The following is a 26335-nucleotide window of genomic DNA, read 5'->3' as shown; positions in this document are numbered from 1 at the left end:
TCAATCCGAGTACACTCAACTATGAGTCCACTCAGAATTATTGTCAAGGGAGGTCCCCATGGGAAGCGGTCACATGCCGATCGGGCGCCGCGAGCTGGCCAAGCAGGCCAAGCGCGAGCGCATCATGACCGCAGCCCGCGAGCTGTTCGCCGAACACGGCGTCGGCGGGGTCACGACGCAGCAGATCGCCGACCGAGCCGATGTCGCGATCGGGACGCTCTACCTGTACGCGTCCACGAAGGCCGAGTTGCTGATCATGGTGCAGAACGAGAAGTTCGCCGCCGCCATCGACGACGGCCTCGCCGCCGCGAACGCCGCCGTCGGGCAGGGCGTGCTGGAGCCAGTCGTCGCTCTCATCCGTCCCGTGGTGGAGTGCGTGAGGGAGCACATCGAGAACGGCCGCACATACCTGCACGAGCTCGTCTTCGGCGACCCGGTCGAGCCCTACCGGAATGCGGGTCTCGCCCTTGCCGGCCGCCTCGAGGACGGCGTCACCGGCCTGCTCACCCGCGACGAGTACATCGGTGCCGCCGACGCGGCAACGCTGGCGCGGGTGATCACCGCGATCATCCACATCAACACCACCGCCACCGTGTACCTGCACCGCAGCGACGAAGCCGTCCTCGCCGACATCCGCGACCAGATCCACGCCACCCTGGCGCCCCACGACCGCGCCGCATGACCACTCGCTCCACGAGCCAACCATCGAACACCCGGGAAAGGGGGCACCTGATGAGCACGCATGACGACGACGTCGCCTTCAGCGCCGACCCCAACGGTACGTCGCCGCGATCCGTGCCGCACAACTCGGCAAGACCATCCAGCCCTGGTCCAGGGCCGCGTACATAGCGCCGCGTCCAGGCTGATGCTCGGCCGCCATCGACACCTCCCCCCGGGCCCTGACCAGCCCGTCCGCGCACAGGACCGCGTCGATGAGTTTGAAGAGCGCGTCCACGTGGGCGTAGTGGGAGTCGTAGCACTCGAGCCGAAAGCGGGACAGCAACCCCAACGCCTCGCCTCTGGACACCTCGACGGGGACGCTCATGGACAGCGGCCGTTCTCTCGCACTTCGTTACTCGACCTCGAAGCGTGAAGAACGGCCGCGTCTCCCCCGCCGCATCAACGGCTCGGAACCGCAGCCGCTTTGCGTCAGTGTCTGACCATGTGGTGATTGGGCTCGCGTCGGTCGGCTGCAGTCAGGCTCCCAGGCCCCGTGCCTCCGACTGGTCGCTGTCGCCGTGTGTCAGTGACGCGAGAATTTCCTTGCGGCAGACATCGAGGATTTCGTCCGCCAGCAGAGAACCGTCCGGGCACGCCCGCGACAACATGATCGCGCCGATCGAATGGGCGAGCATGCCGATCACCATGCTGCGGGCCGCGCGCTGGTCAGCATCCCCCGGCGTATCGCTTTGGGCCTGAAGGGCCGTCAGCAGGTTCTCGATCCCGGCTTCGAACTCTGCCCTGATGTCCGCCGACTGACGGGCGGCGTCGCCGCTGAGGGCCGCGATGGTGCAGCCGTCACCGCGCCCGTCGCGATGCTCCCGGGAGACGTAGTTCTCGACGAACTCGGCGGGGTCCAGACCTTCTGCCCGTGCCGCAGTCCGCGAGAGCCCGCTTGCGGACGCTTCGGCCATCAGGTCGGCCTTGGAGCGAAAGTGCTTGTAGAACCCGCCATGGGTGAACCCGGCGGCTGCCATCAGTTCTGCCACGCCGACACCGTCATAGCCGCGCTCACGGAACAGCCTGGATGCTGTCGCGACTATGTGCGCACGGTTGCGCTCCGACTGTGCCTTGGTGACCCGCATGTCCAGCCGCCCCTTCCTCGGTCGACGCTCGACAGTCCAGCGTGCTCGACAGTCCAGCGTACATAGATGTCGATCGACATCAAAGCGGTTGACTTTTTGGATGATGACCGTAATCGTATGACGCACCCGCTACAGAAAGGGGCAGGCCATGAGTGACACGCACCTGACTGCACCGACTGGTTTCATCGAGGTCGACGGCGACCGATTCGCCTACCGACGCTGGGGCAAGCCCTCCGGCGTCCCGCTCTTCTTCGTCCAGCACCTCCGCGGGGGGATGGACCACTGGGACCCCCTGCTCACCGACGGCCTGGCCGAGGGCCGTGAGGTCATCCTGTTCAACGGGCGCGGCATCGCCTCGTCATCCGGCAAGCCGCGTAACCGGATGGAGGACATGGCCGACGACATCGCCGCGGTCATCCAGGCGCTGGGGCTGGAGCAGGTCGATCTGCTCGGCTTCTCGATCGGCGGTTACCAGGCACAGGAGGTCACGCTGCGCCACCCCCAGCTGGTGCGCAAGCTCCTCCTGCTCGGCACCGGCCCCCGAGGCCTGGACCCGACGATGGACCCCAAGGTGGCCGAGGTCGCACCGCGTCCGGTCCCCACCCTGGAGGACTTCCTCTTCCTCTTCTTCGGCCGCTCGGAAGCCGCGCAGGCAGCGGGCCGGGCCTTCTGGGAGCGACGCCACCAGCGTGCCGACCAGGACCCGCCGAGCTCGCCCGAAGTCGCACAGGCGCAGATTGAAGCGGTGATGGCCTACGGGGAACCGCTGCCGGGCGAGAATCCCTACGCCCACCTGAACGCGATCACCCAGCCGACGCTGGTCCTCAACGGCGAGAACGACGTGATGGTCGCCTCGATCAACTCCTGGCACCTCGCCCAGAACATCCCCAACGCTCAACTGCTGATCTACCCCGACGCCGGGCATGGAGCACACTTCCAGCACCCCGAGCGGTTCCTGAAGCACGCCGTTCAGTTCCTCGACGAGTAACACCTGCACAGTCGCTGATGCCCGGTTCGCGATGGCGGTCCAGCCCATCGGATCCCCGGACCGCGACAGGCACGCCTTCCCGTCCATGGAGTCCTGTACGCCTCCGCGGTCATCAACGGAAGACAGTCCGGTGGCCGGATCGTCGCCGATCGCGTCGACTTGACCAGCTGCTCGACAATCCGGCAGGCCTGCCGGTGCGGCCGGCCGAGAGGGCGAACCCGCGCGATTCGGGCGGGGCGCGCTGACGCCCGGCCGTCGCGCCCGCACCCACCGCCACGCGACTGCACCGAAGCCAAGCCCGGACGCGGCGACAGAATCCCCGGATTGCCGACGCGGACACCGCCCACAGGCGCGTTGCACGCACTCGTCGCCCCCGAGCAGTCCGGTCCACAGGTTGCGACCGGACCGACAGCCTCTCTGAAGAGTCCATGCCCGATGCCCCATAAAACCCGATGCCCCATAAAAGGCGTCCGTGCATCCATGGGGTGACTCCGACCTGACCTAAGTTTACTTTCCTATACCCAGCCAGTAGCGTCATGACCAGCACATCGACCCGACTGCCGCGAGGAAACCCGGCACGGCACCCGTCCGAGAAGGAGCACCACCATGGGAGTAAGCCCAGAGGCACACGAGTTCGCGGAGTTCCTGGCGAGCGTGAGCGCAAAGTCGTCGACACCCGGCCTCGACCTGGCCATCGTCCGCGACATCGTCGACTCGAACCACAAGGCGTCGACCGAACCGGAAGGCGTCACCTACGCCGAAGTGGACGCGAACGGCGTCCCCGCCCTCTGGGCCATCCCCGAGGGCGCCGACCCCGACAAGGCACTGCTCCACTTCCACTTCGGCGGATCCGTCACCGCCTCCATGCACTCCGACCGCAAGGCCGCCGGCCACATCGCCAAGGCCGCCGGCGCCCGCTCCCTCGTCGTGGACTTCCGCCTGGCACCCGAACACCCCTACCCCGCGCAGCTCGACGACGCCGAGACCGCCTACCGCTGGCTGCTCTCGCAGGGCTACGAGCCGCGGAACATCGGCAGCACCGGCCACTCGATCGGCGGAACCCTCGCGGTGATGCTCCCGCTGCGCCTGCTCGCCAAGGGCGAGGCGACCCCGGGCGCGATCGTCAGCGTCTCACCGTGGACCGACCTCACCATCCAGAACGCGTCGGTGGACGAGAACGAAGACAACGACAAGATGCTCAGCAGGAACACCCTCGAGCTCTTCCGGGGAGCCTGGCTGCAGGACCCCGCCGTGGACTTCACCGACCCGCAGATCAGCATCGCGAACGCCGATCTGACCGGCCTGCCGCCCACGACCGTCCACTACGGCGAGTACGAGACCCTCGCCGACGACGGCGCCCAACTCGGACGCCGCCTCGCGGACTTCAAGGTCACCTCCGAGGTCCACCCAATGCCCGAAGGGCAGCACTCGTTCGTCCTGGGCGCCGGGCGCGTACCCGAGGTGGACCAGGCGATCCAGCAGATGGGCCAGTGGCTGCGCAAGCACCTCGGCGCGTGAGCAGAAGCTGTACCTGACGGCGGGCCTGTTGACGGCCAGGCCGCCGCACCACCGCCATGCCGGTGACCGGTCCGCCGGTCACCGGCATCCTCGACCATGTCGGCCGGCATGCGGTATTCGTGTCCGGCACCGTTCTGTACACCGCCACACGCCTGTCCCTCGATGCCACGAAGTAGTGCGCGATGGGAACATACGAGGATGCCTTCCGCGCCAGCACCGAAGACCCGGAAGGTTTCTGGCTGAAGGCGGCAGAGGGCATCGACTGGGATGTCGCTCCACGACACGCCCTGGACTCCTCGGGCGCGCCCTTCTACCGCTGGTTTCCCGAGGGACGGCTCAACGTCTGTTTCAACGCGGTCGACCGGCATGTCGAAGCCGGCCGCGGCGACCAGGCCGCGCTCGTCTACGACTCGCCCGTGACCGACACCCGGCGCACCTACACCTACGCGCAGCTGAGGGACGAGGTGGCGGCCTTCGCCGGAGCCCTCGCTCAGCTCGGCGTGGGGCACGGCGACCGCGTGGTGATCTACATGCCGATGGTTCCCGAGGCCGCCGTCGCGATGCTGGCCTGCGCGCGTATCGGCGCGGTCCACTCGGTCGTCTTCGGCGGGTTCGCCCCGCACGAACTCGCCCTCCGCATCGACGACGCCGCCCCCAAAGTGGTCGTCTCCGCCTCCTGCGGCATCGAGGGCAAGCGCGTCATCGCCTACAAGCCCCTGCTCGACCGGGCCATCGAACTCGCCGTCCACAAGCCGGAAAAGCGCGTGATCCTGCAACGCCCGCAGGCGCCGTCCGCGCTGGGGCCGGACGATCTCGACTGGGCCGACCTGGTCGCTACCGCGCCGCCGGCCGACTGCGTTCCCGTCGCCGCCACCGATCCGCTCTACATCCTCTGCACGTCGGGAACGACCGGAAAGCCCAAGGGAGTCGTGCGTGACTGCGGCGGCTACGCGGTCGCCCTGCACTGGTCGATGGGAGCCGTCTACGACGTGGGCCCGGGCGAGACGATGTTCACCGGCTCCGACATCGGCTGGGTCGTCGGGCACTCCTACATCGTCTACGCACCCCTGCTGGCCGGCGCCACGACGGTCCTGTACGAGGGCAAGCCGGTCGGCACCCCGGACGCGGGCCAGTTCTGGCGCATCGCCGCCACATACCGGGCCAAGACCATGTTCACGGCGCCCACCGCCTTCCGGGCCATCAGGAAGGAGGACCCCACGGGGACGCTCACCGCCGACTACGACCTCTCCCACCTGCGCTATCTCTCATCCAAGCGGCTCCCCTCAAGCCCGGCTCCCCCACCCGCCCGCTGCCGGGCTGGGACGTCCGCGTCCTCGACGCTTCGGGCGAGCCGACGCCCGCGGGCGTCGACGGCGCGATCGTCGTGAAGCTCCCCCTGCCGCCCGGCGCACTCCCCACTCTCTGGAACGACGACGACCGCTACATCTCCTCCTACCTCTCCGCCTACGCCGGCTACTACCTCACCGACGACAGCGGCCACATCGACGACGACGGCTACGTCTTCGTCATGGGCCGCACCGACGACGTCATCAACGTCGCCGGACACCGACTGTCCACCGGCAGCATGGAAGAGGCCCTGGCCGCCCACCCCGACGTCGCCGAATGCGCCGTCATCGGCGTCGCCGACCAACTCAAGGGACAGATCCCACGCGGCTTCGTCGTCCTGAAAGCCGGCACCGACCGCGAACCGAGCGAGGTCGAGGCCGAACTCGTCCAACTCGTACGCGAGCGCATCGGCGCCGTCGCCTCCCTCAAGGACGTCACGGTCGTCACCGCCCTGCCCAAGACCCGCTCCGGAAAGATCCTCCGCAAGACCATGCGCGGCATCGCCGACGGCCACGACGAACCCATCCCCTCCACGGCTCCCGGCGCTGCTCGGTTAGATTCGCATCCCCGAGCTACCGAGAAGCCCTGTCTTCATGCGCGCACAACAGGAAGATCACCCCGGCGGGAAACAGTGTTCATGGTGGGCGGCCTGGTGGTCATCGTCCTCATCAACTCCTGGTGGTCCAGCAGGTGCGACTCGTCGATCACGACCGCGGTGCGTCCGCGTTCGTCGACCTCCGCGGCCAGCGGCGGACGCCTGAACTGACGGGCATTCACCTCGCGCGGTTCCTACTGGACCCGTGCGAGGTACCGGTGGAGGTCACGGATTACCTGGCGGGTCGGCTGGATATCGCCGACGCCGGAGCATCACCTGCTGGAACTGGAGCTGGCGGCCGCCGCCGAAGTCCGGCAGACGGCGCGCAGCCGCTGACTGGGGAACGGCTCACTGGATCAGCTCGATGTGCGGATGGTCCGGGGATACCGGGCAGACGTGCAGCTGCAGATCGTAGCCTCGGGCGAGGTCGAGCATGGTCGGGTTGTGCGGTTCGGGATGGGTGGTGGATGACAGAGAGCGGGCTCGGTCCTCGTCGGGAATCCAGTCGGGATAGTTGGAGTTCCATTCGCCCGAGGCGATGGTCAGCAGCGGATCCATCTCGGTGCCGCATGAGGGGCAGAGCCGGGGTAGGGGATCGGTGAGGCCCCAACGGGTCCATCCACCGACCTTCCAGCCGGGAGCGACGGACATCCTGCCCGTGTAGAGCTCGTTGTAGAAATCCTTCGAGTAGGGCGTGTCAGAGCTGTCCAGCGGGTACGGCGTGTTGTCCAAGCTGTCCAGAGCGGCGCCGGCCGTCTGCCACCTGCGCCAGTCCTCCAGCTGCCGCTGGAGCTCCTTGCCCAGTTCCATGATGTTGGGGTATTCGGTGATCTGCTACGGCGCGAGCAGGCACGGCTCCGGCAGGTAGCCGGGGAACTGGATCGCGGGCGGCTCGGGGGGTGTGTCGAGGATGTCGGTGACTGTGGCGGCGGACCGCCAGAACAGCGCGGTCTCGGGCTGCGCGGGGTGGTCGAAGGGGCACCACAGCACTTGGAGCAGATCTGCCTCGGCCTGCTTGGGCGGGCGCAGCAAGGGGACGTCGCGTACGTACAACTGGGCCACGGGCAGCATGGCGATCGGGCCCTCGGGCCACGGGCGGCCGGCCTTGATCCGCTCCTCGATCGCCAGCTCCTCGGGCGTGTACCGGGTCCCCGGGGGATCGCCGCCCGGCCGGTTCGCCACCGCTGCCCGGATGCGTCGCCGCTGCCGCACGTCCTCGGGCGAGAGGATCTCGTTCCACCCGTCCCACTCGTGCGGTCCCTCGCAGTGCGGCCACGGCTCGTCGGCGGGCCACAGCAGCGGCCCGCCGACGGAGCTGTCGTACGGCGTGGGCGACCCGGGGCGGGGATGCAGCCGGGTCGCCGTGCGTGCCAGCGGGGCCAGTTGCGGGGCGACCGCGGTGACGTCGACCAGCCGCGGCGGAGTGGTACGGATACGGAGTGCGGCGGCAATGCTCATTGCCCGCTCGGCGCACACCGACCGGATCTCGTCCAGCAGCTCGGGGTAGTGCTCGCCGTACGTGTTCAGCGCATGCCACACCGCGTCCAGTGCTGCTATGAGCGGGGCGGGCTTGGCTGCGGCGAGCACGGCGGGAAGAGCGAAGTGCGGCTGTGAGATCCGTCCCGGGGTGCGCGGCGTAACGGCAAGGGGCACCACGACGACCTTGCGCCCTGTGTCCGCGAACGGCGGCGGGACGTACGGCGGCCACTCCGGAGGTATCGCTTCGAGCACCGCCCTGTCCGGTACACGAGGGTCGGAGCGCAGGGCCTCCCACATCCGGGCCGGGTCGTCGAACGGCGGCGGCAGAGGGCGTCCCTCTGCCGACTCCGAGAGCGCCTGGGCGACCCACGGCACATCGGTCAGGCCCGCAGCCTCGCAGGCCCGCCGCGCGGCCAGCAATGCCACTGCACGCTGGACCTCGGGACCCACGACATCGAGGGCGTGCACCAGGTCGCTGTCGAAGCGGAGCAGACCGAGGACGTTGCTCTCGCGGGCACCGCGCAGCCTCTCGCTCGGCAGCCGCCCGCCCCACTCCCACTCCTCGTGGTGCAGGCGGCGCCCCTCGGCGGCTTGTTCGGCCCGCTCCTCGGCCGCCCGTTGGAACACCTGGCGAGTCAGGCGTTCGGCCTCGGCGAGCTGCTCGGGCGTACGCGCCGTCTGGCGCACGTTCCAGTGCAGGTCCCCGGCCATCCGCGAGGTGTGGCGGATCACCTCGTCCGGGCGGGGTGGGGCAGGCCAGAACTGCAGGAGGTAGTTGTCCGCCCGGGACTCCCCAGCCACTCTGGTGGAGAGTTCCCGTCCCTCGTCCATCCCCCGGGCGCAGTACCGGACCCGGTAGTCGGTTCGGGCGAGACCCAGGTCCCACGCGGCCTCGCCGTCCCCCTGCACCAAACTTGTGCGTTCCGACTCGGGGCGGAAGGACACCTCCATCACGTCATCCCAGACCGGGTCCAGCACAGGGGCTGCGTCGTGGACTTCCACGACAAAGCCGACGTCGCCCGCGTACAGCCCGGTGGACAGGACGATCACACCTGGGACCGCAGCCCCGCACAACCCCCCGATCTGGTACGCGAGCGCCTTGGCGAGGTCAGGTCTGGCGCTGTCCGGATCGCTCTCGACGTAGATCTGACGATCGTGAACACGCACCTCGCCTGCGACCGGCCTACGCACAGCACTCCCCTCGTCGAGGACGGCCTCAAAGCCCCTGTCGGGCAGGCCGTCACGTGCCCCGCATCATGCCGCAGGCCACTGACAACACGGCCGACGACGCCGCGAGGCCGACGGTGACATCGATGATGCGGCCACTGACGCAAGAGGGTGTCGGTCACGATGTGCCGTTTGCGGCCCGGCGCCTTCTTGCCGCCGTCGTAACCGCGTGAGGCTGCCGACACCGTCGCGGCGGCCCGCACCGACTGCGCGTCGATGCCCCCGCCGTGGGCCCTGCCTCGCGGCCCTCCCGTTCACGGACTTCCCGCGCAGCCGGTCGTGGAAGTCTGTGATCAGCCCGCGCTCGCGCCAGCGGCGGAAGAAGGCGCGGACCCGACCCCAGCCGGGAAAGTCCGCGGGCATCGCCCGCCACGAGATCCCGCCCGTGGCCAGGTGACGGATCACGTCCAGCAGCTGCCGGTGACAGTGACCCTCGGGCGATCCGCCCCTCCCCCAAAGCCAGGCCGGCACCGGCAGCAGAGGCCGGACGGCCGCCCATTCCGCGTCCGACATTGTCGGAGGGATACCGGCGTTCCCGGTCCCGGTGGCCGACCGCGTTGCCGTACGCGTGCGCGAGGTGATCACACGATCGTGCAGCCGCGTTGGACGGGAGGCGTTCGGAGGCGCACAACAACGACATCAGGGCCTCCCGGCACTGCTCGGTTGGATTCACATCCTCGAGCTACCGAGAGGCCCCGTCTTCATACGCGTACGACGGGAAGATCACCCCGGCGAAAAACCTGTTCGACCCACACGTTCCGTGATCGGTTCAGATACGGCTTCTAATCTTGTTCCTTAACATCGGGCTCGGTCACGTGGTCACTCTTTGGAGTGATCGCAGGGTATGAGGCGGCCTTCCTCGTGATCCTGAACTCTGCGACGAGATCCAGGAGTTCACGAGGAAGGCCGTGGGATGAGTGTGCTGGCGCGTGCCGGCGAACGAGACGCGTTCGCGGAACTGTCACGCTTTCGGACGGCCTTCTACGGGTCTCTGACCGCGCGAGCGGATGCATTCTTCGAACTGACCGACGCGCTGCTGTGCGCAGACGGCCCGACACGGACGCCGGTGGAGCTGTCACTGCTCGCCGAGCACCAGCGCGGCTACGTTCCCTGTACGGGGCCTTGAACCACGGCCGCCTCGACACCGATGGCTTGCGTGACCCGGTGGCTGCCGGGGGCACCGGAACGGATCTGTCCTGGCGGTCTACGCGGCATGGACCTTTCGGTTCGTCGTCATGCGGTACATGGTGCCACGATCTCGAATGGCGTCTCGAACGGCTTCACTCGCAAAGGGATTCGCCGGACGTGGGGGCGGCCTTCGTCTGACCATGTGCTCCGACCAAGGTGCACGTGTGGCTAGGCGGATGAGGGCTCGACGTTGGTGACGCTCTCGCGGAGGCGTGCTGCTGGCGGCTTCCCGGCGGCAGCACTATGCGGCCGGTGGTAGTTGTCGTGGATGGTCCACACTGCGATCGCGGCTGACCGGGCGTCCTCGCTGGTGAACTCACGGGCGCAGAGGACTCCCTCGGCCATGACGCGCTGGTAGCGTTCCGCCTTCCCGTTGTGCCGAGGTGTGTATGGCTTGGTTCTCTGATGCCGGGTGCCTTGCCCGACGATGCGGGCGAAGTCGCCGGAGCGGTAGCAACCGCCATTGTCGGTGACGACCCGGTGGATGTGGTTGATGCCGTGGGCGGCGAACCAGACCTTCCCCGGGCGAGGAAAGCAGCAGCCGTCGCGCCTTTCTCATCGCCCAGCGGTTCTGTGTAGGCGAGCCGTGAGAAGCCATCGACGACCAAGTGCAGGTAGACGTAGCCACGCTTTGCCCCGGCCGACTTCGCCTGACCAGCGACCTTGGCCTGATCGCTGTCCCGGCCATGGATCCGCCACCCGCCGCCCTCAGGGATCCGGCCGACCTTCTTCACATCCAGGTGCACCATGTGTCCGGGCCAGCGGGCAGTGATCTTCCCCGGCCTCCGGTTGTTCTCACCGCCTGGGTCGATGAAGCGGCGTTTGCCGAGGCCGAGCCGGGTCAGGTGTCGGCTGACAGTTCGCCGGTCGATCACAAAACCGATACTGACAAGTTCGTCGGTGATCCGTTGCGCGGACCACTTGAGCTCGCGGCGCCAGGACTCGATCTGCTCGATGACCCATGCTGGAGTCGCGTTCGGACTCCGGTGCGGACTCGACGGCAGGTCTTGCAATCCCGCATCACCGTGGAGCCGCCAGCAGATTTACCCACTTGCTGGCGCATGCGCGAGAGATACCCATCTCAGCGGCGACGTGGGCAAGGGGACGTGTCTGGCACCGCTTCACGAGCCGCCTACGGCCCTCGACGCTCAGGGGCGCATCGCGTGGGGCACTCGTCGTCCTCTCGAAGTCAGACGACGGCAGGCGCGACACCTATCGTGCGCGCCTGCCGCATTGCGGCCTTTCAGTCCTGCGGTGCGACGCGGATACGGTTCCCGTCAGGATCGGCTGCGACGAAGGTCAGCCCGAACCCCGCATCATGAGGCTCGCGCAGGATCGTGACCCCCTTGGACTGCCACTGATTGAAGGTCGCGTTGAGCTCGTCGGGTCCACCGTCGATGGCCAGGCAGACCTCACTGGTGCGCGGGACGTCCGGTGACAGATCCTCGAACTGGCCAGACCACAGACCGAGGTCAGCACCTGGCCCGAGGTCGAAGGTGATGTATCCCGGAGTCTCGAACGAGGGGCTCATACCGAGGAGGTCGCCGTAGAAACGAGCTGCGGTGGGAGCGTCGTTCACGTAGACGATGGACACGACGGATGTGGTCATGGTTGTTCCTTCTCACAGGTGGTAGGTACGCATCCACCAGCCTGACCGGGATATGCGCCGCATCGTGTCGCAATTCCTGAAAAAATTGGTGTGTGACCCCAGACCGCTTCTTCAACCTGATGCTGCTCCTCAAATCGAGGGATGCCGTGACCACACAGGAACTCGCCTCAGCGCTCGGGGTGTCCCTTCGAACCATCACCCGAGATCTGAACTGGCTCCGCGACGCCGGTCTGCCGGTGACCGCACACCGGGGCCGCCTCGGAGGCGTGACCATGCTGCCCGGATCCGGACTCGACCTCACGCGACTCACACCGGGCGAGCGTGATCATCTGTCGCTCACCGGGCTGGACGAGAAGCAACGTGCGGAGCTCAACGCATCGGTCGAAAGCCAGCGCGCGCTCTCCAAGATCGCCGCTACACAGCCGCGTCGAGTTCATGAGCTCCTGCCGCTCACCGACGTAGTGCACGTGGACAGCCGTCCCTGGCATCAGGCACGAGCTTCCGACACGACTCCGGCTTCACTGATCGGCGCAGTGCGGCGAGGCCGCCGGCTACGGATCGAGTACGACAGCCCACGCGAGCCATGCCCACGCGACCTGGTCGTGGATCCCTACGGGCTGTTCGCCAAGGCCGGCATCTGGTACCTCGTCGCCGACTGTGCCCGACTGCCACGGATGTACCGACTCGAACGGATCACGACGTGGAAAGAAGTCGACCAGCCACGACGGATCCGCGAGAACCAGACCCTGGCCACCGTCGCCGCAGCGCTCATTGCTCAGTGGGAACACAACCACGCGCTAGAGGTCAGCGCCACCATCGACCAGACCCAGATCGAGCGAGCGCAACGCATCTTTGGCCTACGACTCGTCTGGGACGACCAGGAACAATCCGCCACCGGCCGCAAGGTAACAATCCGCTTCCTGCATCTGGAGGACGTGCGAGCACTACTGCCGTTCGGGAGCGCCATCACTGTGCACGGCCCCACCGAAGCCAGGGCTCACCTCCGCGACCTCGCCACCAATCTCGCCCACCACTATGCGCCGTCCCCAACGTCCTGACCCGCAACAGCTAGAGGTGTCGAAGAAACCGACCGTGTGACACTCCACCAGGTGCCCGATACCGAGCCGTGACCATCACGGACGGCAGGTGTCCCTCACGAAGGGTTGACGACCGGCACTGAAGCTCAGCGTTCGGTGCTGCCGTTGAGGACGCTGTAGCGCGGGCAGGTGAGGGTCCAGGCGTAGTAGCAGTCGTTGATGTGGCTCATCGCCCGTGCATGGGAGCGCACCAGCGGGTCGGGGTGGCGCTCCTGGATGGCCGCCACCAGGGCGTCGTGCTCGTACTGGGTGTTGGCGTGGGCTGCGGCGGCCAGCGGCACGGCCGCGTGGCGGGTGACGCCGAACTCCGCGGCCAGGACGCTGAACAGGTTCACGCACGGGTCCCGGCTGTCGCGGATGTAGCAGAGCATGTCGTTCTCGAACCGGGCCAGCAGCGAGGACAGGTTGTGCAGGTGCACCAGCTCCGGCGGCAGCGGCGTTCCCGGGGGCAGCATCTCGGAGTGGGGCTCCATCCGCATGAGGAGGAACACCTGCTCGGTGTGACCGTTGCCGAACGAGGCGCGCAGGTAGTCCTCCCACGTGAAGTACCGTCCCCCGGTGCGCCATTCGTGCTCCCACATGTACTGGGCGAGGATCGCGTGCCGGTGGTGGGCCCACTGGTCGAGAGCGGCTTCGCCGCCGGCTTTGATGACCTCGTTGCGGACGTCGAGGAACGCGAGGTGGAACTGGTCCGGCTTCTGGGGCAGCGCGCCGTCGCGGATCACGCGGGGCAGGGTCTCGAGGTAGGGCTCGAAGGGCTTGCCGGGCTCCACGAGTTGGTCGTCGAAGGCGACGGAGATGATCCAGTCCATGGTGAGGATCCTCGCCATCAGCGGGGCTTTCATGAACAGCGACACGTCCAGCAACGCCAGCTGGGCACCGGCGATCTTGTACACGTTCTCGGGGGTGTGTAACCCAAGGCCCAGCGCCCACTGCGTCATCTCCGCCTCCAGCGGGCGCACCGTCTCCGGCATCGGGGTCAGAAACCACTCGCCGGTTGGGCGGCCGTCGAGGTCGGTGGTCTCGCGCCGCAGGTTGTACTTCTCCTGCCAGGCATCCGCGTGGACCCGGGCAAGGTAGCGGCGGATCCACCGCAAGTCGCCTTCCAGGTCCTCACCGCGCGAGTCCGGCACAGGGTCGAGTGCCGCTGGTGCCGGGGAACGCTGAAGGTGGTAGCGCACGGGGGTGCTCTCCTCTTCTACAGGCCGAAGCGGCGCTCGCGGCCGGCGAACCAGTCGAGTGCTTCCCGCAGGTGAGCGGGAGTGAAGTCGGGCCAGTGGGTGTCGGTGAAGTACAGCTCCGACTGAGTGGTCTGCCAGGGCATGAACCCGGACAGCCTCTTCTCGCCAGAGGTGCGGATCGTCAAGTCGATGTCCGGCTGCCCTGCCGTGGACAGGTAGCGGGCTACGGTCCTCTCGGTGATCGGCTCGAGCGCCGCGCGGTCGACGGAGAGCATCGCTTTGACGGCGGCGACGATTTCGGCGCGCCCGTCGTAGGCCAGCGCCACGTTCACCGTGACGTGGCCAAACTCGCGGGTGTCTTTCGCTATCGAAGAGAGGACGGCAGCCTGTGAGCCGCCGAGCAGGCCGGGCGCGCCGATGGCCCGGATGCGCCACCGCCCGGTGGCGGCCATGTCCGTCAGGCCATCGATGACGACGTCGAGGATGCTGCGAGCGGTGGTGTCCCCGCGCTGGAGGTTGTTGCCGGACAGCGCCCACACGGTCACGTACGGGATGGAGACCTCCTCACAGCATTGGACCAGCTCGTGGACCCGGCGCGCGCCCAGCCGGTAGGCCTCCACAGCGGGCACCTGGTGCGCGAGAGCCCAGCGGCGGTTGCCGTCGAGGATGACCGCCAGGTGACGCGGTAAGGGGTGGACGGTGTTCATCAGTCCGGCTCCACGGTGGTCTCCCGGGCGCCGAGGGCAATGACCTCCTCCAGCGCCTCCACGATCTGCGATTCGGGGATGGTGCGGACCGCCTCGCGCCTTTGACGAAGACCTGACCTTAAGCACGTTCGCCACGGTGGCCTCGCCTTCGTCAAGGGAAACGGGTCCAGCCGCACTGGCCACCGGCATTCTGCCCAATCGACTACGCCAGACATTCATATGACTACCCATCGTGTGACATCGCGCGATGTATGGCGGGCCACACTGGAATCAGCGCCGTTCAACGAGACGCGTTGCGCGGTAGTTGGCTAGCCGGGGCCGGAGTGCTGGCTCCGGAGCCCAACGCGCAGGTCGCGTGATCACGTCGGCCAGACTCGCCAACGACCTCCTCGGCGATCAGCAGCCGCAGGACCTCGGCGGGGTCCCAGCGTTGGGCTCGGGCGGTGGCCAGGACGTCCGGGGCCGCTTTGCGCATGTAGGGCAGGCGCATGCGGCGCATGAGCTTGTCGAACTCCTCGGGCAGCGCCGGGGCCTGGGGAAACGTCATGGTCGTCAATTCCTTCGTCGGTCGGGGTGAGCGCCGATAGGTTCGACGGATGATCAATATGTCGGTGCGGGGCGACCGCGGGAACGTCGTGGCCCGGGCCCAGGGTGGTGTGGAGTGGACCGCTGCATTCGCGGATCTGGACCCGGCGGAGTCTCCGATGCTCTGGGCCATGGACCCGTATGGCGACGCGGTCTTCAACCACCGGCAGGTGCCGCTGCTGCTGGCGGAACTCGACCGGCTCCCGGCCGCTCGCGGCGGTGACTGGGTCGGGCAGACCCGCGAGTTGTGCCAGGTCCTCCAGCAGAACGGGCACCGGTATCTGTGGTTCGTCGGGGACTGACCGCGGTCAGCCGGCCGTCAATTCCCTGGGGACGGGTGACGGTTGACCGAGGGCCTGCCAGCCGATGGTTCCGTTCTGGACGGAGTGGGCTTCGCCCGCGCGGACGACCTCGCCAGCGGACTTGCTGCCCGCGATGTGTCCCAGGACCGAGAGCAGGTCGTCGTCGGCGAAGCACCCGGCCGTGGCCGCCAGACCGAGGGCCTGGTCGACTTTGTCGTTGCCCAGGACGGTGGCCAGCTCGACCGCGCGGGCCGTCTTGGCGCGGATGCCGGTGGCGCCGGCGGGTCCGGCATCCTCGAGCCAGCGGCCCGCTCCGGGGCCGATGCCCACGAACGCGATCTCCGCCTCCGCACGGGGCCGCAGCCTCGGCTGGTGGACACTGCAGCCGTCCGGGTGGTCGGGGCAGTGCGCGTCGACGATCTGCGGAACATCCAGGGTGGAGAGCTGGTGGCGCCAAACCGGCCGCCTGCCCTCGCACTGCTCGCGATCCTGCGCCATACCGAACGGCAAAGCAGCGGGTATCAACGGCACCTCATCGGCTTCGCCGCAGCCAACCTCGACCCGGCTACGTGGGTCGGTCAGGAGTCACAGGAGGGCCGGCTCCGCCTGGCTACCTCGCTCGACTACCTGGTTCGGCCCACCAACGTGAGCGGTGACGGAGGGGAGTCCCTGCACATCATGAATCGACCAGGTAGGCCTTCTCCCCCATCATCAGAGGTGCCTCGGCGGGCCCCTTGATATACGGGCCCCGCCAGATCACCCGGTGTTCCTTACGGCTGGGATACCACTGCCTCACCTTGTGCATCCGCACTGGCCACCGGTGGTGGTACACCCGCTTCGTCTCCCCCACTGGATCCGACGCACGGGGCGAGGGCGCAGCGAGCCGGATGACCCGTACTTCGGGGTCGCGGGGTGCGGAGCCGTCCCCTGTGAGGGGTGCGCCCACCCCGGATGCGGCCGGAGACGGACCAACGGCCGTGACACCCTGGGCGATCAGCCGCCAGAAAGCGAACATGTAACGACCCGTGAAGTCGTCGTACGGGTCCTCCACCCGGCCGCCGCCCCACTCGCCTGTGTCGGGAACCGCCTCGGCACGCCACTGGGAGGCCCGGGTGAGGGCCCTCTGCATCTGTCGATGGAACTCGGACAGGTCCGCGAGCGTCTCGGTGCTCTCCTCCGCCAGGCACGCATCACCCCGCATCCCGTACATGCCGTCCGGCATCAGCGGGGGCAGCGGGCTGCCGGACGCGCGCGCCTGAGAGACCGCCTGCCGCCACCCGGTCGGCTGCACCGGCCCGTCGCGGTCCATGAATGTCGTCACCCGCACGCCGGCGTACTGGGCGGTGGGCAGGATTTGGTGCTGGGTGATGAACTGCCACCCGAACACCTTGATGTCTGACAGTGAGCCGGTGCGGTTGACGACCACGACCGCCTCCGGCAACACCAGCAGCCCGGTGGGCACGAGGATGTCCCGGTCACGGTCCAGGGTGCTGATGTCGGCCGGCTCAAGGGTCGCGGCCGCGGCCATGACCGCAGCATGCGCAGCCGGGGAGATGACGAGGACCTCAGCCTGCCGCAGCAGCTTCTGGATCTCCCGTATCTGCCACGCGGCAGCCTCCCCGGCTGCCCGGGGCCACGGCGGCCGAAGTCCCTGCTTGCCCAGCGTCATCGACCACGCCGCATCCCGCTCGATGTCCTCGGGCTTGTCCGCCATGTCGGCGAGATTGCTGTTCCGCAGCACGGCGTACAGCTCGTTAATGACGTTGTTGATGTTGGAGGCGAGCGTCATCTGCACCCACTGGTTACCCGTCAAAGACCGCTGGGTCTGCTCCCGCAAGCGGTGCGCCGTCCGGGCCGCACCGGCCGCCGTCCACTGCCCGGCCATTTCCCTGCTGCGCTCCCGCTTGCCCCGGCTCGCCTTCCCCACCCGACTGCCTCCCCACCACGACGGACAGTTACCGAAGCCGTACCCGACCCGCAACGGCGGGACACGGCGCGATCCAGCCGATGGCTGGTGCAACGTTCGAGGCGCACCAGCAGCACTATCAGGGCGGCGACGGTGGGCGAGGCCTGAGCTCCGCGAGCCGGAGGCCGGCGGCTGATCAGTCGGCGATCTCCACGGTGACGTACAGGTCCCCTGGCGCGCCACCGTGCTTCCCTGGCCCGCCCAGTTCCCTGACCCGGACCTTCTGCCCGTCCCGGAGGCCGGCGGGGAGACAGACCTTGTGAGTGATTTGCTCATGGATGACCTGGCCGGTCCCCTGGCACGTGGTGCAGGTGCGCGCCGCGTCGGGGTCTTCTCTGGTGGCGCATACGGGGCACGCCCGGTGGGTGGTGAAGCGCAGGGGGATGATCGCGCCGTCCGTGGCTTCTGCCCGGGTGACGAGCACCTCGGTGGCGACGTTGGGGCCGCGGATGGGCGGTGCGTCGCCGAAGTGCCAGTCGTTGATCTCTTTGAGGATGTCCCAGACCTCTCCGGCGCTGGCCGGTCGCTGGTCCGGATCCTTGGCCAGGAGCCGGGCGACGAACCGCTCCAGTTCCATGGGAGCGTCCGGGCGCAGGGTGCGCAGCGGGGCGGGCTGCTCGTTGAGGTGCTGGTTGACCAGGTGCCAGGACGTTCCGCTGAAGGGGCGTTGCCCATACTCGAGGCATGGACGAATACCCCGAACCGGTGCACGAGCCCGCCGCCGGCGCGCTGGACCCGCGTGCCGAGCTCAGCGAGTTCCTGCGCACCCGGCGGGCCCGGCTGAAGCCGGAGGACGTGGGGCTGCGGGGTTCGGCCGGCACCGGCGGGTGCCGGGGCTGCGCCGCGAGGAGCTGGCCCAGCTGGCCGGGGTGTCCGTGGCGTACTACACGCGACTGGAACAGGGCAACGGGCGGAACGTGTCGGCGGAGGTCCTCGACGCCATCGCCCGCGCGCTCAGACTGAGCGACGCCGAGCACGCCCACCTCGCGCACCTGGCGAAGCCGAAGCAGCAGAAGAAGCCGGCCGTCCGCGCCCAGCAGGTGCGGGGTCCCCTGCGGACGCTGCTGGACACCATGGACGGTGTTCCGGCGATCCTCGTGGGGCGGCGCTCGGACATCCTCGTCTGGAACCGGATGGCCGGGGCGGTCTTCGGCGACTGGGCCGAACTGCCCACGCAGGAGCAGAACTGGGCACGGCTGGTGTTTCTGAGGCCCGAATACCACGACTTGTTCGTGGACTGGGAGCACAAAGCGAGCGACGTCGTCTCTCAGCTGCGCATGGACGCCGGCTCCCATCCGAAGGACCCCCGGCTGTCCGCTCTGGTGGGCGAACCCTCCGTGAAGAGCGAGGAGTTCCGGCGGCTGTGGGCCACCCACGACGTCAAGGAGAAGTGCCACGGCATCCAGCGCCTGCACCACCCGCTCGTCGGCGAACTCGACCTCCGCCTCGAGTCGTTCCACCAGGCCGACGACCACGAACAGATGCTGGTGACATACCACGCCGAGCCCAACTCCCCGTCCGCGGAGGCACTACGACTGCTGGCCAGCTGGGGCACCGACGCGACAAGGGCGGGAGCCGGGATGCCGCCGGCACGCACGGCTTGATGAACTTCCCTTGATCATCGGTAGTTGGCTGCGCGCCACGCCCAGCGTCCTGTCGCACGCCAGGCGCCTGCGGGGGGTGTCGGATTCAGGACGGCCCGGGTGGCGCGAGCGTGCTGCGGTTGGGCAGGGGAATGACGGCGGCGCCACTGCGCAGGGCATCGTTTTCGATGGCCAGCTGGCGGATGGCCTCCTCGTACAGGGCGAGGGTGCGGCGCAGGTCGCTGTTCTCCTTCCGTAGCCGGCTCAGGTTGGCTTCCGTACGTACATCGGATCCGGAGGGTTCCGTCGCAACCGCAACCGCAGCCGCAGCCGCAGGCCGGGATGCGGGGCCGGAAGTGCACGTCGATCAGGTCGGCGTAGTGCCGGTGGAAGGTGGCGTGCGCGATGTCCAGGAACCGCTCGACTGCGGTCACGGTGGGGCGCCGTCCGCGGGCTGCGGCCTCGGCAAGGACGGTGTCGATGGCGGCTTTGCCGGTGTCGGTGTCGGTGTCGGCAGCGGTGGATGCCGCGCAGGTCAGCTGAAGGTCGCGCCATGGTCTGTCAGTTGCCTGGTCTAGCGTCGCCCGCATGGCTGAGCTCTCCTTTCTGACCGCCGTCCGCGAGTCGTACGACACGATCGCCGCCGATTACGTCGAACACGTCCCGCCTCCGGCCGAGATGGACCCGATGTCACGCGCGATGCTGGCGGGGTTTGCCGAACTGGTGCGGACGGCCGGTCTGGGGCCGGTCGCGGACCTGGGGTGCGGCCCCGGACGCGTGACGGCGCACCTGGCCGGGCTGGGGCTGTCCGTCTTCGGCGTCGATCTGTCGCCGAAGATGGTCGGGCTGGCCCGGCACGCCTATCCGAACCTGCGGTTCACCGAGGGCTCGATGACCGCGCTGGAGATGAGGGACGACGAGCTCGGCGGCATCCTGGCCTGGTACTCCACCCATCACACGCCCCCGCAGTGGCTGCCGGATGTGTTCGCCGAGTTCCACCGCACGCTCGCGCCCGGCGGCTACCTGCTCTGGGGAGACTATGTCGGCAATGAGCGGCTGCAGCCGACCCACGGCTATGGCCGTCCGGTGTCCTACGAGTCGTACCTCCTGCCCCTGGACCGCATGGTCGACCTGCTGGGCCAGGCCGGACTCGTCGTCACCGCGAGACTGGAACAGGAGCCCGGCGGACGCGTGAACAGACCGCACGCCTGCCTCCTGGCCCGCAAGCCCGAAACGCCCTGACGGGGCTCGCTCCCGGGGTGAGGCCGCTCGGCTGGACCGCCGACGATCACGGGGCGGGCGGTCAGACCGCTGGGTTGAGAGGGCAGCCGCCCCAGCGGATGCCTTTCTCGCTGCGGACACGGGCGCGTTCCCGGCACTGCGCGGCCAGGACGCCTGGATGGCGTGCGTTCTGGTTGCGCCAGTGCAAGGTGATGGCGCTTCTTGAAATTCCGCTCACCTCGTAGGCCAGACCTGCTCTTGTTCCTCACCCCGCGAGCCGGCTGTTGTCGGTGAAGCGGGTCCGCCCGGCCTCCCAGCGGTCGCGACCATGACCGGTCAAAGGGTGAGCGGACCCTTCCGGGCCGACCCTCGGTTGCCGTCCGAGGGTAGTTCCCGCCCAACGCTCACCGCGTCGCGACGTCGTGGGCGGTGCCGTCCGTGATGGCCTGAAGTTTGTCGGGGTTGGCGACGTTGTGGATGGCGGTGATACGACCGTCGGCGTCGAAGTCGAAGGTGACGGCGGCGATCACCCGGTCCGGGGCGCTGAACACCATGCCCGGACCGCCGTTGATCTCGACGAGCTCGGCGCGCATGTCGGCGGGCTGGACGCCCTGGTAGGTGACCGTGCCGATGGCCGCGAACCACGAGGCCACCGTCCGCGCTCCCACGACCGGCTTGAGCGCCTGACGGACCTTTCCGCCGCCGTCGGTCCACAGGGTGACGTCCGGGGACAACAGCTCCATCAGGGTGTTGATGTCACCACCGGTCGCTGCGGCGAAGAACCGCTCGGTGACCTCGCGCTGCCGAGAGCGGTCGGCCACAAACCGGGGCCTCCGGGCCCGTACGTGCTCACGCGCACGGTGCGCGGCCTGTCGTACCGCCGCCTCGGACCGTTCCACCGCCTCCGCGATCTCGGCGTGGCTGAAGCCGAAGACCTCCTTCAGCACGAAGACCGCGCGCTCCAGCGGGCTCAGCGTCTCCAGCACCACCAGCATCGCCATCGACACCGACTCGGCGTCCGTGACGGCATCGGCGGTGTCGCCGCTGGTGAGGATGGGCTCGGGCAGCCACGGGCCGACGTAGGTCTCGCGCTTGTGCCGGGTGGAACGCAGGCGTTCCAGCGCCAGGTTGGACACGATCCGCGTCAAGTACGCCTTGGGATCGGCGACTTGGGAACGGTCGGCGGACGACCACTTGATCCAGGCGTCCTGCACCGCGTCCTCGGCGTCGGCCGCGGAGCCGAGGACGCGGTAGGCCACGGAGAACAGCAGCCTGCGATACTCGTGAAAAACCTGCTGGTCGGCGCTCACTCGGCACCCTCGGCGACGCGGGTGAAGCGACCGCCGTGCGGCCAGAACGCGCCCGAAGCGGGCATCTTCTTCATACGACCGAAGGTCGACCAGGGCGCGGCACTCACCGTCTCCTTATACCGGACCGCCATCCGGCCGGTCATATGAATGCGCCGCGGGCTGTCGTCGGGACGGGTGAACTGCACGACTGCATCTTGCCGGCCCAGGCTCACCGGCGTGTGGTAGTAGCCGAAGCGGAACGACTTGGGCCGCTTGCCCTTCAGCGCTCGGACGATCGACACCGCGGCGTGCACACCGGTCGGCATCCCGCCCTGGCAGGTGCCATGCATGACGCCGTACCCCTGGCGGATCGCCGCGGCGTCACCGATGGCGTACACATCGGGGTGCGACACCGAACGCAGCGCGGTGTCGGTGACGATACGGCCACGTTCGTCGACGGCCAGTCCGGCGGCTGCTGCCAACGGCGACACCCGCGTACCGCTCGTCCACAGGACGACATCGGCGGCGATGCTCTCCCCGCCCGCCAGTTCGACCGACCCGGGCAGCGCCTTCACCGCCTCGACGCCGCTGCGCACCCGGACGCCGAGGCGGTCGAGCGCCGACTGCAGGTACGTCCTGGCCTTCGGGTTCATGGCCGCACCAGGTTCGTCCCGGCCCAGCAGTACGACGTTCAGCTCCGGGTACCGCTCGGCGATCTCCGCAGCCGACTCGATGCCGGTCAGCCCGCTGCCGGCCACCACCACCGTGCCGCTTCCGAGCCGCGCCAGCCGGTCGGCCAGCACCTCGGCGTCCTGGGGGCTGTTGAGGGTGTACGCGTGGTCGTCGACGCCCGGCACCGCAGTCGTGTCGGCCACGCTGCCCAAGCCGTACACCAGCGTGTCGTAGTGCAGCACCCGGTCGTCGTCGATGCGCACCGTCCGTGCGTCCGCATCCACCGCCGTCACCCAGCCACGCACGAACTGTGCGCCCGTCCCCTCCAGCAGCTCTGGAATGCTCAGTTCGGCGAGCTGCTGCCCTGTCGCCGTCATGTGCAACCGCAGCCGCTCGGTGAACCGCTCCTGCGCGTTCACCAGGGTCACCTGCACATCCTCGCGCCGCTTGACCCGGGTCGCGAGCTGTATGGCTGCGGACATGCCCGCATAACCCGCGCCCAGGATCAAAACGTCGTGGGTGGTGGTCACCGTGCCGGTTTCGTGCTGTGTGCTCATCGCTTTGCCTTCCTCCGCTCGCTGTTGACGACCAGTGGATGGAAGCTGCGAGCCAGTCCGTGACATGAGGTCAATGTGATGCGCGCCACAGTCGGCTTGGTAGGGGGTGCGCCTCCTGGTTGAGCCCGCAATCAACTCGGCGAAGAGCGAGGGTGGGGAAATTCAAGGAGTCTCAACAACGCTGGTTCGTCTCATCGAACAGCAGACCACCACAGGCCGGTCGCGCGCAGCCCTGGGGCCGCTTGCCAGCAGCGAGCATCCCGAACTCCTACTACCCGGCCAGCCCGCCAGCCGCCCACGCATCCAAGAGGCGCTGACTGAGTGACGCCCTATCAGGTAATTGCTCAGCAGCCCAGCCTGTCCGGCCCCGAGGTGACGTTGCTGGTCAGCAGGCGGTGCGCTCTCCGAAGCGTGCCAGGCAGTGCCAGACCTTCTTGAGGTCCTGAAGGCCGTATCGGCCAGTGCGGGCGGCATCCCCGATGACCTTGGGGTTGAGCAGGCCATCGACGGCGATCTCAGCACCCAGGTCAACGTATTCCTGTCCCCGGTAGCTTGAGTGACGCCGTAGTTCAGCCACGCTGAGCCGGAAACCTGGATGCCATTCGATTGGGCACGGGAGGCGATGAGCTGCGAATCCAACCTCTGTGCCGCGATAGCTGGGGTCCAGCACCAGCGCCTCGACGTCACAGTCGAACCTGACCCGTCCGTGAATCTGTGCCTCGATGTGACAGTCCAGGGCGTCCAACTTGCTCGCCTCAGCCAGTTCGATGAGCGAGCAGCGGTCGGCTATGCCGAAGTGGGAAGGCTCGGTCGAACTGTCGGGGTAACAGAAAGTGGTGCGTCTCAGGGTCTCGGTGTTGAGTCTGAAGTACGAAGAGCCGAACCGCGGTGCACCACCGACCGGATCACGGCGATAGTTCAGCGCACCGTATACGGGGCGCTGGTCAGCCGGGGCCTCGTCGTACGCACCGCCGAAGATACGACTCTCCCAACGCCACCGGTCTCCACCAGGGTGAGCGGTCAGACCACCGTTGCTCGTGCCTGTCACGAACTGTGACCGGTAAACACCGTCTTCCACCATCTGGGCCAGGATCGGACGATCCTCTGCGGGACGGTCGGGATGAAAGTGCATCGTCACTCGGAGATCCCCAGCGAGCGGCCCTCCTCCACATGAAGCCGCGACATGCAGCAGAGCCTTCTCCTGAAGCGATACGACGATGTCAGCACCCATGCGTGGAGTGTGCACGGACGGCAATGTGCAACGCACGTCAGTTTGTGAGACACCGGCAGCCTTGCTGTCGGCGTACGGCCTTGGCTCCCCTGCGGCGTACAGATGAACGTCCCCCATTGTCAGGCGGCTTCGCTCTCTCCCTCTATTGCTTTGAGACGGAGGTCTCAGGGGGAAAGCAGACGGTTGCGCGGGTGGCGGCGCGTGTCAGTTCCGGATGGCTGAGGACGTCGGTGCCGTCGATGAACTGGTCGACGTTGCCGATCGTCGGCAGGGTGCGGAGGGCCGGGTCGGTGATGCGGGTGGTCAGCGCCGCGGTGAAGCGTTCGGCGTGCAGGACCTGAAAGGGTCTGGCGTGGTAAGGCCGCGTGGTGGGGTCGACAGGGTCGGTGAGGCCGAGTTGGTTGTGTGTGGCCGCGACGGCCTCGTAGGCGTGGGCCAGGTGATGTTCGCGGGTGTGCCAGTCGGTGGCGGCGAGGGCCGCGGTGAGGACCGGGCTGAGGGCGGGTGCCTGGGGGGTGCGGGCGAAGGCGCTGCCGAGCCACTTGCTGTAGGGCGGGTAGCGGCGGTCCATGAGCAGGCAGAGTCGCATCAGATCGCGCACCAGGCGAGCGGCGACGATGGCGGAGCCGATTTCGTCGTCCACTTCGCCGCAGCGCCCGACAAAGGCTTCTTCCTGGGAGATGCGTTGCCACTGGCAGGCGAGTAGGTAGAGCCAGAGGTCGTGGGGGTACCAGTGGAGGGTGGCGCGGGCTGGTGCGAGCTGGCCGAGTCCGTCGTGGAAGACGGCACCGGCAGTGACCTCGGCGAGGAGCTGAGTGGGGGTGGCCAGCCAGTCCGCCAGGGTGATGTCCTTGCTCGGGTCGAAGCCCAGTTGCGCGGTGAACCAGGCGCCTGGGTCTGTGACTTCGACTCGGTGGTGTACCGGTCCGTCGGTCGTCTGCATGACCCGGATGCCCGATTCGCCGGTGGGGGCGAAGTGTGTCGGGTAGCCGCTGAAGGTCTTCGGCAGGCGTTCGGAGAGCAGTGCCGTGATCCTCGCTCTGTGGTGGTTGACGTCCTGCGGGTGCAGGAAGATCTGCAGGCGGGGCCCCCACTCGTGGTCGGCGGAGCGGGCGGTGTCGAATCCGAGGACTTCCGAGCCGCTGCCGAGGCGGGCGGCGGAGTGGGTAATCCCGGGGGCGGCCTCGTCCAACAGGGGCCGTACGGCTTCGAGGTAGAAGCGGCGGGAGAGTTCCAGTCCGGGGATGAAGGACGGCGTGGTCATGCTGGGGAGGGTGCCGGATCGGCGTGTGGTCGGTCGAAGGCTTTTCCACATCCGGCAGGTCGCGGTTGACTGCGCGTACGGCCAGTCCGATCCGCCAACTGCAGCTACAGACGCCCGCCGCCTGCCGGCGTCTCCGCACCCGGCACCGCCGCGGCGGCCACCACGACCCGCCCCGCAGCGGTTCACCGTCTGGGAGCTCACCCACGACCACCGGCAGAGCACGCTGGATCTGTCGACGACCGAGTCCGGCACACCCGTGACCGCCCTGGGCCTGAGCTCCGACGGCAGCGCCCTTCATCACCCGGACCCCGGCCACCGGCGAGCCGGTCAACGAGATGTGGGACAACGCCAGCCACCGCTGGACGGATCCATCACCGACCCCGGCCAGGCCAGCGGGCGGCTCGCCCTCAGTCCCCGCAACGATCTGGTCGTCGGCGACAACCGCATCGCCCGCCACGGCTTCACGCGGAGCGCCGCGCTCGACCTCGTCCAGGGCGGCCACATCAGCGCGTTGGCGTTCAGCCCCGACGGCCAGACCCTCTCCGTGGGCGGCGACGCCGGCACCCTCCGCCTCTGGGACACCACCACTCAACAGACCCTCGGCGGCCCCTTCCCCACCCCCGGCGAGCCCATCCGCTCCCTCGCCTTCAGTCCTGACAACACCACCCTCCTGGTCGGCGGCGACCGCGTCCCCCTCCAGCACTACCCCGTCGACCCCACCCGCGCCACCACCCATGCCTGCGCCCGCGCGGGAAACGTGGCCCTGACGAGGGCGGAGTGGGAGACGTACGTACCGGACGCGCCGTATCGGAGGGTGTGCGGGTGACGGCCGTACTCGTGCACTTGCCGGGCTCTTTTGATGGACCGCACGCGGGTGCCCGGGCGGGGATGTGGACACATCCCCGCCCGGGCACCCGGCGTTCA

General features: G+C 68.3%; 24 protein-coding genes and 5 pseudogenes. 11 read left to right on the top strand and 18 right to left on the bottom strand.

Annotated elements, in window-relative coordinates; translation table 11 throughout:
* The first annotated feature begins 58 nt into the window (after positions 1–58).
* The gene (locus tag JIX56_RS46530; RefSeq protein ID WP_257550407.1) at positions 59–682 is read left to right on the top strand and encodes a TetR/AcrR family transcriptional regulator; all 624 of its coding nucleotides are present in this window, start codon (positions 59–61) and stop codon (positions 680–682) included.
* Positions 683–760: 78 nt separating this feature from the next.
* On the opposite strand, the gene JIX56_RS46525 is transcribed toward JIX56_RS46530, so the two are convergent.
* Together JIX56_RS46525 and JIX56_RS46520 are read right to left on the bottom strand one after the other, a co-directional pair.
* On the bottom strand, positions 761–1045 hold the full coding sequence (locus JIX56_RS46525) for a hypothetical protein (protein ID WP_257550406.1): 285 nt from the start codon (positions 1043–1045) through the stop codon (positions 761–763).
* Positions 1046–1196: 151 nt separating this feature from the next.
* Positions 1197–1805 carry a TetR/AcrR family transcriptional regulator gene (locus tag JIX56_RS46520; protein ID WP_257550404.1) on the bottom strand — a complete coding sequence of 203 codons (609 nt, stop codon included), beginning with the start codon at positions 1803–1805 and terminating at the stop codon, positions 1197–1199.
* Between the two features lie 148 nt (positions 1806–1953).
* On the opposite strand from JIX56_RS46520, the gene JIX56_RS46515 reads away from it, so the two are divergent.
* The 4 genes from JIX56_RS46515 (at position 1954) to JIX56_RS48275 (ending at position 6424) form a co-directional block, all read left to right on the top strand.
* Positions 1954–2793, top strand: coding sequence for an alpha/beta fold hydrolase (locus JIX56_RS46515; RefSeq protein ID WP_257550402.1), 840 nt, complete (start codon positions 1954–1956; stop codon positions 2791–2793).
* A 606-nt stretch (positions 2794–3399) separates the two neighbouring features.
* On the top strand, positions 3400–4311 hold the full coding sequence (locus tag JIX56_RS46510) for an alpha/beta hydrolase (RefSeq protein ID WP_257550400.1): 912 nt from the start codon (positions 3400–3402) through the stop codon (positions 4309–4311).
* A gap of 182 nt (positions 4312–4493) precedes the next feature.
* On the top strand, positions 4494–5699 hold the full coding sequence (locus JIX56_RS46505; protein WP_257550398.1) for an AMP-binding protein: 1206 nt from the start codon (positions 4494–4496) through the stop codon (positions 5697–5699).
* Positions 5696–6424, top strand: a complete 729-nt coding sequence (locus tag JIX56_RS48275; RefSeq protein WP_443032007.1) for an AMP-binding enzyme — start codon at positions 5696–5698, stop codon at positions 6422–6424. Before JIX56_RS46505 ends, JIX56_RS48275 begins: the two co-directional genes overlap by 4 nt.
* A gap of 177 nt (positions 6425–6601) precedes the next feature.
* Here JIX56_RS48275 and JIX56_RS46495 read toward each other — a convergent pair.
* The 3 genes and pseudogenes from JIX56_RS46495 to JIX56_RS47870 all read right to left on the bottom strand — a co-directional run.
* Positions 6602–7711: pseudogene (locus JIX56_RS46495) on the bottom strand (hypothetical protein).
* Positions 7712–8778: 1067 nt separating this feature from the next.
* Positions 8779–9144 (bottom strand): hypothetical protein, encoded by a 366-nt coding sequence (locus JIX56_RS47875; RefSeq protein WP_331597409.1) that lies wholly within the window; start codon positions 9142–9144, stop codon positions 8779–8781.
* A 157-nt stretch (positions 9145–9301) separates the two neighbouring features.
* Positions 9302–9472 (bottom strand): annotated as a pseudogene (locus JIX56_RS47870) (transposase); the annotation flags it as partial.
* Positions 9473–9872: 400 nt separating this feature from the next.
* Between JIX56_RS47870 and JIX56_RS46485 the strand changes: the two are divergent.
* Complete coding sequence (locus JIX56_RS46485; RefSeq protein WP_257550380.1) at positions 9873–10085, top strand: hypothetical protein; 213 nt, start codon at positions 9873–9875, stop codon at positions 10083–10085.
* A 230-nt stretch (positions 10086–10315) separates the two neighbouring features.
* Here JIX56_RS46485 and JIX56_RS46480 read toward each other — a convergent pair.
* A pseudogene (locus JIX56_RS46480) lies at positions 10316–11350 on the bottom strand (IS481 family transposase).
* 40 nt (positions 11351–11390) lie between these two features.
* Positions 11391–11756: a VOC family protein gene (locus JIX56_RS46475; protein ID WP_257550378.1), complete on the bottom strand. Its 366-nt coding sequence runs from the start codon at positions 11754–11756 to the stop codon at positions 11391–11393.
* Between the two features lie 92 nt (positions 11757–11848).
* Here JIX56_RS46475 and JIX56_RS46470 point away from each other — a divergent pair, with 92 nt between their 5' ends.
* The gene (locus tag JIX56_RS46470) at positions 11849–12814 is read left to right on the top strand and encodes a helix-turn-helix transcriptional regulator (protein WP_257550375.1); all 966 of its coding nucleotides are present in this window, start codon (positions 11849–11851) and stop codon (positions 12812–12814) included.
* A 125-nt stretch (positions 12815–12939) separates the two neighbouring features.
* Here the strand turns inward: JIX56_RS46470 and JIX56_RS46465 are convergent, their stop codons facing one another.
* The 3 genes from JIX56_RS46465 to JIX56_RS46455 all read right to left on the bottom strand — a co-directional run bounded on the left by JIX56_RS46465 (position 12940) and on the right by JIX56_RS46455 (position 15288).
* Positions 12940–14034: a terpene synthase family protein gene (locus tag JIX56_RS46465; protein ID WP_257550373.1), complete on the bottom strand. Its 1095-nt coding sequence runs from the start codon at positions 14032–14034 to the stop codon at positions 12940–12942.
* Positions 14035–14051: 17 nt separating this feature from the next.
* Positions 14052–14741: a polyprenyl diphosphate synthase gene (uppS, locus tag JIX56_RS46460; RefSeq protein WP_257550371.1), complete on the bottom strand. Its 690-nt coding sequence runs from the start codon at positions 14739–14741 to the stop codon at positions 14052–14054.
* A gap of 280 nt (positions 14742–15021) precedes the next feature.
* Complete coding sequence (locus JIX56_RS46455; protein WP_257550369.1) at positions 15022–15288, bottom strand: hypothetical protein; 267 nt, start codon at positions 15286–15288, stop codon at positions 15022–15024.
* A 49-nt stretch (positions 15289–15337) separates the two neighbouring features.
* Between JIX56_RS46455 and JIX56_RS46450 the strand changes: the two genes are divergently transcribed.
* On the top strand, positions 15338–15628 hold the full coding sequence (locus JIX56_RS46450) for a hypothetical protein (RefSeq protein ID WP_257550367.1): 291 nt from the start codon (positions 15338–15340) through the stop codon (positions 15626–15628).
* Between the two features lie 6 nt (positions 15629–15634).
* On the opposite strand, the gene JIX56_RS46445 is transcribed toward JIX56_RS46450, so the two are convergent.
* The 3 genes from JIX56_RS46445 to JIX56_RS46435 all read right to left on the bottom strand — a co-directional run bounded on the left by JIX56_RS46445 (position 15635) and on the right by JIX56_RS46435 (position 18171).
* The gene (locus JIX56_RS46445) at positions 15635–16126 is read right to left on the bottom strand and encodes a hypothetical protein (RefSeq protein ID WP_257550365.1); all 492 of its coding nucleotides are present in this window, start codon (positions 16124–16126) and stop codon (positions 15635–15637) included.
* Positions 16127–16304: 178 nt separating this feature from the next.
* A complete protein-coding gene (locus JIX56_RS46440) occupies positions 16305–17555 on the bottom strand; it encodes a hypothetical protein (protein ID WP_257550363.1) in 1251 nt (416 codons plus the stop codon).
* Positions 17556–17730: 175 nt separating this feature from the next.
* Entirely contained in the window at positions 17731–18171 is a 441-nt protein-coding gene (locus tag JIX56_RS46435) for a DnaJ C-terminal domain-containing protein (protein WP_257550361.1), read from the bottom strand.
* 107 nt (positions 18172–18278) lie between these two features.
* Here JIX56_RS46435 and JIX56_RS46430 point away from each other — a divergent pair.
* Together JIX56_RS46430 and JIX56_RS46425 are read left to right on the top strand one after the other, a co-directional pair.
* Positions 18279–19198, top strand: a pseudogene (locus JIX56_RS46430) (helix-turn-helix domain-containing protein).
* Between the two features lie 567 nt (positions 19199–19765).
* On the top strand, positions 19766–20419 hold the full coding sequence (locus JIX56_RS46425; protein ID WP_257550358.1) for a class I SAM-dependent methyltransferase: 654 nt from the start codon (positions 19766–19768) through the stop codon (positions 20417–20419).
* Positions 20420–20480: 61 nt separating this feature from the next.
* Here JIX56_RS46425 and JIX56_RS46420 read toward each other — a convergent pair.
* The 5 genes and pseudogenes from JIX56_RS46420 to JIX56_RS46400 form a co-directional block, all read right to left on the bottom strand.
* Positions 20481–20606 (bottom strand): annotated as a pseudogene (locus JIX56_RS46420) (IS630 family transposase); the annotation flags it as partial.
* A gap of 196 nt (positions 20607–20802) precedes the next feature.
* On the bottom strand, positions 20803–21708 hold the full coding sequence (locus JIX56_RS46415; RefSeq protein WP_257550356.1) for an RNA polymerase sigma-70 factor: 906 nt from the start codon (positions 21706–21708) through the stop codon (positions 20803–20805).
* Entirely contained in the window at positions 21705–22916 is a 1212-nt protein-coding gene (locus JIX56_RS46410) for an NAD(P)/FAD-dependent oxidoreductase (RefSeq protein WP_257550354.1), read from the bottom strand. Before JIX56_RS46410 ends, JIX56_RS46415 begins: the two co-directional genes overlap by 4 nt.
* A gap of 385 nt (positions 22917–23301) precedes the next feature.
* The gene (locus tag JIX56_RS46405) at positions 23302–24147 is read right to left on the bottom strand and encodes a DUF3626 domain-containing protein (RefSeq protein ID WP_257550352.1); all 846 of its coding nucleotides are present in this window, start codon (positions 24145–24147) and stop codon (positions 23302–23304) included.
* 142 nt (positions 24148–24289) lie between these two features.
* Positions 24290–25411 carry a DUF4037 domain-containing protein gene (locus JIX56_RS46400; RefSeq protein ID WP_257550350.1) on the bottom strand — a complete coding sequence of 374 codons (1122 nt, stop codon included), beginning with the start codon at positions 25409–25411 and terminating at the stop codon, positions 24290–24292.
* A 337-nt stretch (positions 25412–25748) separates the two neighbouring features.
* On the opposite strand from JIX56_RS46400, the gene JIX56_RS46395 reads away from it, so the two are divergent.
* Positions 25749–26237: a WD40 repeat domain-containing protein gene (locus JIX56_RS46395; RefSeq protein WP_257550349.1), complete on the top strand. Its 489-nt coding sequence runs from the start codon at positions 25749–25751 to the stop codon at positions 26235–26237.
* Positions 26238–26335: the final 98 nt, after the last annotated feature.

The organism is Streptomyces sp. CA-210063 (assembly GCF_024612015.1).
In the GTDB taxonomy this organism is placed as follows: Bacteria; Actinomycetota; Actinomycetes; order Streptomycetales; family Streptomycetaceae; genus Streptomyces.
The sequence above is the reverse complement of the archived record's forward strand: the minus strand, read 5'-3'. Positions and strand labels throughout refer to the sequence as shown.